The 10,393-nt window shown below is 40.8% G+C and carries 8 protein-coding genes and 2 pseudogenes; 3 read left to right on the top strand and 7 right to left on the bottom strand.

What is annotated here, in order from left to right; genetic code table 11:
* Window positions 1-97: 97 nt before the first annotated feature.
* The gene (locus GC097_RS28145; RefSeq protein WP_171686601.1) at window positions 98-1,426 is read right to left on the bottom strand and encodes an IS3 family transposase; all 1,329 of its coding nucleotides are present in this window, start codon (window positions 1,424-1,426) and stop codon (window positions 98-100) included.
* Between the two features lie 538 nt (window positions 1,427-1,964).
* On the opposite strand from GC097_RS28145, the gene GC097_RS28140 reads away from it, so the two are divergent.
* On the top strand, window positions 1,965-2,537 hold the full coding sequence (locus GC097_RS28140; protein WP_171686600.1) for a hypothetical protein: 573 nt from the start codon (window positions 1,965-1,967) through the stop codon (window positions 2,535-2,537).
* Between the two features lie 121 nt (window positions 2,538-2,658).
* Here GC097_RS28140 and GC097_RS28135 read toward each other — a convergent pair.
* A pseudogene (locus GC097_RS28135) lies at window positions 2,659-3,875 on the bottom strand (IS110 family RNA-guided transposase).
* 335 nt (window positions 3,876-4,210) lie between these two features.
* On the opposite strand from GC097_RS28135, the gene GC097_RS28130 reads away from it, so the two are divergent.
* Window positions 4,211-4,768 (top strand): hypothetical protein, encoded by a 558-nt coding sequence (locus GC097_RS28130; RefSeq protein WP_171686599.1) that lies wholly within the window; start codon window positions 4,211-4,213, stop codon window positions 4,766-4,768.
* A 130-nt stretch (window positions 4,769-4,898) separates the two neighbouring features.
* On the opposite strand, the gene GC097_RS28125 is transcribed toward GC097_RS28130, so the two are convergent.
* The 5 genes and pseudogenes from GC097_RS28125 to GC097_RS28105 all read right to left on the bottom strand — a co-directional run bounded on the left by GC097_RS28125 (window position 4,899) and on the right by GC097_RS28105 (window position 8,942).
* The gene (locus GC097_RS28125; protein ID WP_171686598.1) at window positions 4,899-5,819 is read right to left on the bottom strand and encodes a hypothetical protein; all 921 of its coding nucleotides are present in this window, start codon (window positions 5,817-5,819) and stop codon (window positions 4,899-4,901) included.
* A gap of 891 nt (window positions 5,820-6,710) precedes the next feature.
* The gene (locus GC097_RS28120; protein WP_171686614.1) at window positions 6,711-7,097 is read right to left on the bottom strand and encodes a VOC family protein; all 387 of its coding nucleotides are present in this window, start codon (window positions 7,095-7,097) and stop codon (window positions 6,711-6,713) included.
* A gap of 179 nt (window positions 7,098-7,276) precedes the next feature.
* Window positions 7,277-7,636 (bottom strand): annotated as a pseudogene (locus GC097_RS28115) (transposase); the annotation flags it as partial.
* An 811-nt stretch (window positions 7,637-8,447) separates the two neighbouring features.
* On the bottom strand, window positions 8,448-8,678 hold the full coding sequence (locus GC097_RS28110; RefSeq protein ID WP_171686597.1) for a cold-shock protein: 231 nt from the start codon (window positions 8,676-8,678) through the stop codon (window positions 8,448-8,450).
* 63 nt (window positions 8,679-8,741) lie between these two features.
* Window positions 8,742-8,942, bottom strand: a complete 201-nt coding sequence (locus GC097_RS28105; RefSeq protein ID WP_056625586.1) for a cold-shock protein — start codon at window positions 8,940-8,942, stop codon at window positions 8,742-8,744.
* Window positions 8,943-9,260: 318 nt separating this feature from the next.
* Here GC097_RS28105 and desA point away from each other — a divergent pair, with 318 nt between their 5' ends.
* Window positions 9,261-10,316 carry a Delta(5) desaturase DesA gene (desA, locus tag GC097_RS28100; RefSeq protein WP_171686596.1) on the top strand — a complete coding sequence of 352 codons (1,056 nt, stop codon included), beginning with the start codon at window positions 9,261-9,263 and terminating at the stop codon, window positions 10,314-10,316.
* Window positions 10,317-10,393: the final 77 nt, after the last annotated feature.

Raw genomic sequence — 10,393 nt, 5'->3', positions numbered from 1 at the left:
GGTTCTGGGAGAGTAGAACGTTGCCAAGCGAAAAAGACCCCACTATAAATGATCTGGACCCTTTGTCAAGGACACTTGAAAAAAACTTAGTTTAAGTCTAGGCAGCTAACAATAGATGATTCCTGTATTGCACAGGGGTCATCTTTTTTAATCCCCATTGGTATCGATTGTTGTTGTAGTAGCGGATGTAACTGTCAATCTTACGTTGTAGTTCTGCTAAGGTTGGGCGGCTACGATGGTCAACATGATCCTTCATATGACCGTAAAACGACTCCTGTGGCGCATTGTCCCAGCAATTGCCTCGTCTAGACATCGATTGCCCTAATCCCTTTTGCTTTAAAAGTTTTTGGTATGCGGGACTCGTATAATGACTTCCTTGATCCGAATGGATGAATGCTTTTTTGTGCAACTTCAATTTTCTTTGCTTCATGAGTGCCTCGATCGTGTCTGTAGCTATGTCCAACGTAAGGCTGTTGGAAAGGTTGTAAGCAAGGATCTCTCCCGTTGAAGCGTCTAGTATGGTCGACAAATAAGCCGTCTCTGAGCGGCCGTATGGGAGATAAGTGATGTCGGTGAGCAACGCAAGCCCAGGAACACCTTTTCTAAAATTGCGATCTAAACTGTTGGGAAGCGTTCGATGTTCTTGAGTCGCCTTTGCCATACGTTTGTAAGGATTAGGTTTTCGATGTGGACATACGAGGTCAAATTTCTTCATAAGTCTGCGGATTCTTTTCAGGTTATAGATCACGCCAAATTCGTTCTCAAGCGTCATTTTAATAGAACGAGAACCCTTTTTAAAGCCCTTTCTATGGAAGGCTTTCTTGATCAGTTCTCCAGCTTTGGCATCCGAACGAGACCGCTTTTTACGGGCTTCTACGGCCTGGATGTAGTTGTAATAGCCTGAGCGAGATACGTGTAATAAATCGCAGAGGTAGCGAGTTGTACGTCCCAAACCCTGACCTACAGTCTCTTTAATTAGCTCAAATAATTTACTCTTACTTAGGTTCTTTCCCTTTGCTACCAGCAACCTTTCTTTCGTGTCTAGCTTTTTTAACAAATCCACCTGGGACTCAAGGAGTCTAATTCTTGCTTCCTGTCTTTCAATGACTTCATCCTTCGTTAGTTCACGCTTCAGGGGACGTCCAGAAGCTTCCTTACGAGAGTCAGCTAATCCAATAATTCCATCTTTTCCATATGCTTTTCTCCAACGCTTGGCAGACTCATTTACACGTTGAATTCCAATTACGTTTACGTCAAACCCGTTAGCTTCAAAGATTTTTCTAGGGAGCTTACCTGCCATATATTGATCGATGAACAACTGCTTAAATTCATCCGCATAGGTTATTGCTTTATCGCTAATCTTGATCACGTATTTATTCTTTGATAAGCTCATTTGGTCTTTTTCGCTAAAGATTTTCTTAGACATGATGTAATCCCCTCCGGTGCTTACTCTAGTATACAAAAAAAAGTACCCACAGTCTGAACACTTTTTCAAAGTGTCCAGACTATGGGTACCAGTGTAAAAAAAGTGGGGTCTTTTTTGTTTGTGTAAGTTATTGATAATGCTAGCGGTGAACTTAGTTCATCGATCAGGGAGCTGTTTGCCATCGTGTCAGCTGATCCTTCTGTCGTTGCGCTAACTGGCAGCATATCAAAAAAGGTTTTCTTCAATTTTCGGGGAAATTATTACCTATTGTATTTATCTTAGATGCATAACGGAAGGGGTTATAAATTTGGAAAGTCTATTACTCCCCCAAGAAAAGTTTAACGAAAAAAGAGTAGGCAGCCTAGTCGGTACAATAACAGCTGTGTCGGAATATCTTAGATTGCTTTATGCACTGATTGGGAAGTGTAGAGACAGCAGTAGGTCATGGACTTCTCAGGGTTTTTCCGCGAACAGTCCATACGGGATTTGTACTTCATGTAATGGAACCGAAACCGTGATTGATATTGATCCCGCTCGAATGATCGCATCCGAACTATCCCTAAAACATGGGGCCGTGCTTCTTTGGGCAGGTACGATTTGTGCGCCGGTGTTCAAAATCAAAGGATTGGCCAAGATGATCGGGATTGACTATGAAAAGCCGCTTGCCGAGCAGGATAGGCGATTTATGGATATTTTACTTTACGGTTACAAGAATGGCCCTGTTTCCTATGTATACAAAAAGAAACAAGCGACAAGTTTCTACCGCGGATGCGTTGCCGATTTGCGATATATGCGCGATGCGGGAACGAAGAGTAAGGGGAACCTTAGGGCGATCCGTTTCTTCTCCAAGCAAGTCCAATGCGCCGCATGTAACGGAAGCAAGATGGCACCTGAATTATTAGCTACAACGATACAAGGTCAATCGATTGTAGATACTCTAAGATTGCCGATACAGGAATTGTTGCTGTTTATTCGAGGTTTACCCCATTCACTCGACGTGCATGAGTTGAAGGTTTCTAGCCAGGTGAAGGATGAAATTGAATTACGGTTGGTCTACTTAAATAAAATTGGGCTTAAATCTCTGATGATTCACGAAGGAGACAAGGCGTGACTCATTCACTCAACTAACGGAGAACCCATGAAAATTAAATCCGGAGTATCAGAAAAAGGCCGCACTAAATAAAACGCTGTTCATTCATTTTTTGAAAGCGTCTGAAGGTGGGGAGATAGAACTAGGTATTAGCTGCAATTATTACGGAGTAACCTAAGTTCTCTAGTCTTCGAACGGCATACTTTACAATAGATTGTTGCTTCTGTTTGTCAAAGTATTCTTCACCAAGATCTACATACATTTCTTTACGAGTTAGAAGATAAAACGCAATCCGTAACATCGCATGTGCCACATTTACAGCTGCTCGTTTTTTACCTTTTCGTGCCGCCGTACGTCTATACATCGCTCCAAGGAAGTTCTTTGATGCAGCAACGGAATGGGCCGCTTCTATCAAAGCAGATTTAAGATACTTGTTTCCGTTTGTGGTTTTGGCAGATTTCTTTTTCCCTGCACTTTCATTATGTCCAGGTACCAATCCAGCCCAAGAGCATAGATGTGACGCACTGGGAAACTGTTTGTTAATATCCGTTCCAATTTCAGCAAGATTTGTTCTGCCATTCGAGTAGCTATACCAGGGATTGAATCTAAACGTTCAACATCTTCACGAAAAGATGCTATCCGCGCAGCAACTTCTTGATCGAGCATTTCAACTTGTTCATTTAAAAAATCAATGTGCGTTAAAATGGTTTTAATCATCAGACGCTGGTGAGGGTTTACATAGCCTTGAAGAGCGAGTTCGAGCTCGTTCTTTTTTTGTTTCAAGGCACGCCTAGCAAAGTTCGTTAGTTTTTCGGGGTCATCTTCGCCCTCTGCAATAGCACGCAACATGTCGCGAGAAGAGACACCCATAATATCAGAAACGACAGAGCCAAGCTTAATGTTTGCTCCTTCTAGTACCTTCTGAATGCGGTTGTGTTGCCTTGATCTCTCTTCAATGATGCTACGGCGGTACCGAACTAGTTCTCGAAGCTCGCGTTGATTTCGGTTTGGAATGAAGCTTGCTTTAAGTAGTCCATGGCGGAGAAGCTTGGCAATCCATTCCGAATCCTTGACATCTGTTTTACGTCCAGGCAATGCTTTCATATGCTGTGCATTCACCACTAAAAATTCAATTCCTTCAGCTTCAAGCAGGTTGACGATGGGCTTCCAAAATACGCCTGTGCTTTCCATTGCGACGTGAGAACATTCATGCTGTTTAATCCAGTCGATAAGTTGTAATAGATGCACCGTTTTTGTAGAAAACGTTTGAATCTCCTTTCCTTTAGACGTTAGAATACATGCTGTAATGTTATCCTTGTGAATATCCATACCGCATGCACGTTCAACGACGACTTCCACTAAAAAAACATCCTCTCTACGGCTAATTCGGATAAGAGGCTGGTGCAACAACCAGAGTAGGATTAATCTCCCATGTGTGCTTCCCGAAAGGGAGCGACAATCTGTGATGCACCGTGATCGCCCAAGTCAGACTAACGGATGGGCTCTAAGGCACCATAGCTTATCGACCTTCCTCTCCCAGCCATGGTAGCAGTATTGACAGATTCCTTAACCCATTTTCATCATCTGTGGTGCAGCGCTTGCGCTGCATGTATGGCTAACGGGCAGTTTAACGCAACAAGTCAAGGGTTTTCGCGTCAATTATATGGTGATAAATGAAAGAAGGGGGCGCGCATTTGAAAGTAAAATATGCATTATTGTATTTGATCCTGTTAAGCATATTAATGGCTGTTTACATTTCCGTGTTTACGCATGCCAGATCAATAAATGCGACGATTCGTGGAGTAAACTTTCAACTGGGAACTCAACATATTAATAACGTGCAACCAGAGAAAGTAAGTATTAAAGGCTCTTTGTCTAAAAGTTTGAATGGCTCACGAACATTTAAAGGCTCAATTACGTTCGAACATGATTCGATTCCCGTTCCGAAAGAGAGTCTGGAAACCATCATTCATTTTGAAAAAAACGGATATGGTCCGATCGTTTACGGATATATCGAGAATTCAGGTACAAAAGATGCCCAACCCAAAACATTTTCCAACGGTGTCTTATTTGCGAACTCTGATTTCAGCTCAGTTACGTATCTACCTCGTGGTGGTTGGAATGGTGAAGATGGCTTAATGTTTGCAGGACCAGCCACGACTAGGAAACAAGCTATTATTATTTCTAATGAACTAATGGAAAAATTCTTACAAAGAGTTGATACTGGCGATGGTCCCCATGTATTAAACTAACAAGGAACAATAGTTCAATGTCAAAAAGGCCTGCCGATAGCAGCCCTTTCTCCGCTGACACGCAGTTTAATAAGAAAATTCGAAAAACTTAATAAGAAATGACCTTGGAAAGGAACAACGCTTCGCTCTTTTACTTGACTCTCTCCAGTTTCTCTTGTGAATATCGGTAACTCGCCAGAACGGAATCAAATCTTTCGTCATTGATATAGAATTCGAGGGATGGCGGATCCAAGTTTTTGGAAAGTTTTACAAATATTTTGTTTTTGTAATCGGAAAGACCAGCGGACAAGCTGCTCTCTTCGGCTAGCGTATCGGCAAAGGGCGCACTTTTTTGAAGGTTGTCGTTTTGCATATGGATGACCGTCACGTCAGGCAACTGCAAATGCATGCCCTGAAACTCGATGACGAACTCATTTTGTCCATCGGCGTCGAGGTCCTTAAAAGACGGGCTGCCCCATTGATCAAACGTATACCAAGCTTTTTGCGAGAAATCGTAGACGATATATAGCATGAGTCCCGGACCGTTCGCGAACAGCTCAACCCCGCCTAAGAAATAATAATCTTTTGAACCGGACGAAAATGTTTGGTTGAACACGACTATGTTATTGACTGCTTTATCTAAAAGTAGATCGTGGGAAACGTTGCTAATCAAATATGTTTTTCCTTGCAGGTTCATTCCAATGTCCAACTCTTGCGGCAGAAGCGAAGCTTCGTCTTTCGGTTTTTGATAGACGGTCAACTCGATTGGCTTTCCTTGGAAAGCGCCGAACGAAAGGCGGCGTACACTTGTCCAATCTGCTTGCGGCTTGCCTACCTGTAACTGGCTCAGCTGGATAGGTTGAAAGGACAGATTTACTGTTTGAGGGAATGCCTCCGCGATAGGTGGAGCTATGTTTAACAGCTGGATGGGCTGAACCGATGGTTCGAGAACCGCAGCGACTTTCGGTTGGGCGGTGCTTGCAGGCTCGCGTACAGTTGCCGGATTGCCTGATGAGCAGGATACAAGAAGTATGCTTAAACAAAGGGCGGCGAAGACGAGAAGCTTCATCATGATTGGAACCACTCCTTTAAATACTAGCATCCATTTTTTCGTTTCTTTCCAAAAAATTAGACGACTCTTCAAAATAAAAGTTGCATAGATAATTATTAAGAATCTCTATGTTTCTTAATATCTTCTGCATTGATCAAGTAAGAAAGAGTAAAAACTCCGCTAACGCAAAACGAGAGTTCAATAACAACATGAAAAGGCAGCCAGTCCAGGTGGATTGGTTGCCTTTTCTCAACTAACGGTCAGAATATGTCCAATATATGGTACTATTATTTTAGCGCTGAACACATAAGATGGGGTGAGTAGCTGTGAATAGGTATGGTTTTTACTTGTTCTGTTCTGCAGTATGTATCGTTCTTCCCTTGGTATTTTTAATTTATGGTTATTGGGATGCATCTCAACCAAAGGTGGGTCCTGTTGGGGATGGTAATCAGAATCCGACCTTCCTACAAATCTTTCCTCTAATTTGCACACTGGTTACTGGCGTCATTAATACACCACTTGCTATTTATCAGTATAGAAAACATAAAAAAAATCCAAGTGAACTTAAAAATAGCCAGTAAAAAAAGGAACGGATGCTCCCTGTTTTCATTAAAGAAACGGGAGGTTAGTTGAATGAATCATACTTGTGATAATAATACGACCCTTAAGGTTGTTATGAATGTGTTGCTGGCATATTTAAGTACTGTTTTGAAAATTATTATAAATAGTGGATACTATGTTCAATTTATGAGCATATATCCACTATATTTATATATGATAGATTCAATATTTAGACATCGAAGTTACTGTTTACAATGTATATAATGTAAAGATTAAATGCAACATATGATTCTATTTGTGGAGGGCGTAGCCCATAGCGGGAGGCGTAGAGAGGTTAAAAACCGAGCGTAATCAAAAGGCGGTTAATTTAACGTTAAGGAGAAACCAATTAGCCTTAATTCTGTCGGGGTCTTCAAAAAATACTGCGTAATGATGCTCCCCTCCAGCATACGGATGTTTATCTTCATACAAAATCTTCAAACCACGTGCTCGCAACTTTTTGGTGAAGTCATCGACTTGCTGATGGGATTCTGCGTGGAAAGCCAAATGGTTCATCCTTACACGACACCTATGATATCTGGTATCTAGATACTTGTCCTCCGTTTGAACGAAAACAATATATGTATCTTCATGCCTCCAACTTATTCCCTGACTCCATTTCTGAAACTCCTCATAACCAAGTTCATCTAGAAACCATCCCCAAAATTCTGAAGATCGCTCTAACAATCCTAAACAAATAAATTCTGTAAATTTATTGTTTTTTCCTGCCTGTCAGTTCAGTAAGAAGAAGCCGTTTGACGAAGTTTATTGTTTGTCTCATTTACAGTATATAGGCACGACGCGACCAACATATTTTTCTTATTCGACGTTGTATTCTCATATTCCTTGCTGTCTAGATAACGGAACCAAGCCAAATAATCAGAGTACAAGAAATAGGTCTCGTCCCTTTCGAGACGATACCTTGGGACGATTCGGTGGGAATTTGCTTCAGGGCGGAAAGAATCTTATGTCGCCAGTAAAACAAGGTTACGTACGTCACCTCATCATGTAACAGCTCGGCGCATTTCCTCCGCGAATTCGATGAACCTAACCCAAAGATGAGGTCTTCTAGTGCGCTGAAGAGGCGTGTTAGTGAGGTCGTTGAAAGTTTGACGGCAGGCTTTGCAGCGGTAACGTTGTCGTTTGATAACTCCAGCGCGCATCTTAATCATGTATTTTCCAAATCTCAAAACAAAATGGCTGTCACAATGTGGGCAAACAAGCCCAGCTTTGTGTTTTTGGAGAAAAAAAGTGGTGGCAGATGTGGAAATGAGGGGCAAGGCATTTTCTACCCCAAAATCCCAAGCACTTGGGATTTTGGGGTAGACCGAAATAAATCGCAATAAAAAAATCCTTTATTTAAAAGGATTCATTTGTTCCGCAGCAAACAACAACAGCAGCAGCGCGCAATAAGATTAACTAACCCTAAATCAACTTAACTTTTGGCCCAATTTAAGCCATATTTTGTTACATTTATTTCCACACACTTTTTTGGATTTTCTTGATAGATAGATCGAGCTTTTTTTGTGCTTTATCCATTTTTAGCAATGAGTCTCCGAAACTTACCAAGAGGCTTCTAACCTTGCGATTCGAAAAGGCCATGTAAAGGAGGCAACCAAACAAAAGGCATCCCCCCAAAACAGTGAAGAAAAATGAAGAAAAAACGCAGGAAATCATTATCAACCACGAACTCTTCTTAATTGTCCTTACAGGTCGGTTGTAAAGAATCATTTCTCCAATTATAATATATCATCCCTTTCATTACTTGTGTCATTCTTTAAATTGCTCAGATTGGCTGCTTTTGTCTGCAAACCCTGTTTGGAATAAAAATTAATAATGTCATCAATAGTAGAAAATACGACACTAACGTTCGAATCATGTGTACTTATGTTGATAGAAAACCGCTTTTCTGATGTAGTAACATCTTTATTTTATATTAGCATTTGGTGACTTTTCTTAAGATCTTTGGCTGATTTCGCAATATGGCATCAGGAAAAATCATCTATTTTCACGACCGCCACCGATTTAACCGACGGTGCCATAAACGGACTAGGAGATCAGCCTACCTTTATGAAGAGACTTCATATTTTTATTGGAGTTAGAAATTATAGGGAGCATTTTCAAGCTACTAATCATGGGAGAAAGGCAGTGATGGCAAGTTGGGACGTACTCAAACGAAAAATTGTCCCGAATCCACCCCTTACAATCTTCTTTATTGCATGCCCATATTTTCGTGTTTTCCTGAACGAGATCCTCTAACGATTTTCTTCGAAAATACATAGTTTTCTCCTCCTTAGATAAAAAAACTGCCCCTAACACTTGTTAAGGACAGTTCAATGTGAATTACAGTTTCACAACATTTTCGGCTTGAGGACCGCGGTTGCCTTGAGCTACATTAAATTCAACGCGTTGTCCTTCGTCCAACGATTTGAATCCATCCCCTTGAATCGCGGAGAAATGAACGAATACGTCATTTCCGCCCTCCATTTCAATAAATCCAAAACCTTTCTCTGCGTTAAACCATTTCACTGTTCCTGTTTCCATAATAAAATTACCTCCAAATTGTTATTAACATGCTTTTTTAAACAAAAAAATCACACATTAAAAAAGGTACCATTACACAAATGATCACTTTTTCAATATGTGAGTTTATGTTAGAGCTGTTTATAACCTAATAGTAACACACAAAAGTGTGATAAGCAAATTTGTATTGTTCTCCTTTTCCTATATGACATATGTCATACCGTCTACATGATGTTTATGACTGCAACAAATTGAAAACGGTATCTATAATGAAGATAGGATACTACAACTGATATTCGCTAACAAGTCCTGTGCACCATATCGAGGAGGAACTATACGATGACACAATCCACACTAACCAACTTAAAAAAACAGGTTGCCCCTTATGAAAAATCAAATACGAGGGCTAGTATCAAACAACTAATTAACACCTTAGGACCTTTATTCGTACTATGGTTAGCTGCGTATCTAAGCCTATCTTTATCATTTTGGATCACACTACCGATTACGATGATCGCATCAGGTTTCGTTATACGAACTTTTATCATTTTCCATGATTGTTGTCATCAATCGTTCTTTAAAAGCCGTAGAGCTAACGAAATAATCGGTACGATTACGGGTATCCTTACACTCTTTCCCTATCAGCAATGGAAGAATAGTCATTCTATTCATCATGCAACGAGCAGTAACCTCGAGAAACGTGGAATAGGTGATATGTGGGTACTTACCGTCGACGAATATGCGGCATCTTCCTTATGGGTCCGAATTGCGTATCGGTTATATCGGAATCCATTTATTATGTTCGGACTTGGTCCCATCTTTTTGTTCCTATTTACGAACCGTTTTAATACGAAAGGTGCAAGACGCAAGGAAAGAATCAGTACTTATATGACGAATATCTCCATCCTTACTTTATATGGGTTACTGATCTGGATAATTGGATGGCAGTCATTTGTTCTTATCCAAGCTCCAATCATGTTCGTAGCGGGCTTGATGGGAATCTGGCTGTTTTATGTGCAGCATCAGTTTGAAGACTCCTACTTCGAGAATGAGGATGAGTGGAGTTATGTGAAAGCCGCCGTAGATGGAAGTTCCTACTATAAGCTGCCGAAGCTTTTGCAATGGATTACTGGAAATATTGGGTTTCATCATGTCCATCATTTGAGTCCGAAGGTGCCAAATTATAATTTGGAAAAGGCTCATAATGCAACGCCACCGCTTCAAAAAGCAACAACCATTACAATCGGCACCAGTCTGAAGTCGCTAAGTTTCCGTCTTTGGGATGAGCGTAATAAAACGTTTGTCGGTTATAAAAATAATAAACAGGTACACCTTAAGGAAGATGGGAAAGATCCTTTGGGGAACCCAATAAAAGTCCTTAAGTCGAGCTTATAAGGGCAGTAAATACATCGTTTCATGTTTATGCTAAAATATAATTAAAACTATGTTGAAGAAAAAGAGGCTAAACGGAC

The sequence above is a fragment of the Paenibacillus planticolens genome, assembly GCF_013141725.1.
Lineage (GTDB): Bacteria > Bacillota > Bacilli > Paenibacillales > NBRC-103111 > Paenibacillus_E > Paenibacillus_E planticolens.
Note: the sequence above shows the minus strand (reverse complement) of the source record. Positions and strands in the feature narration are given on the sequence as shown.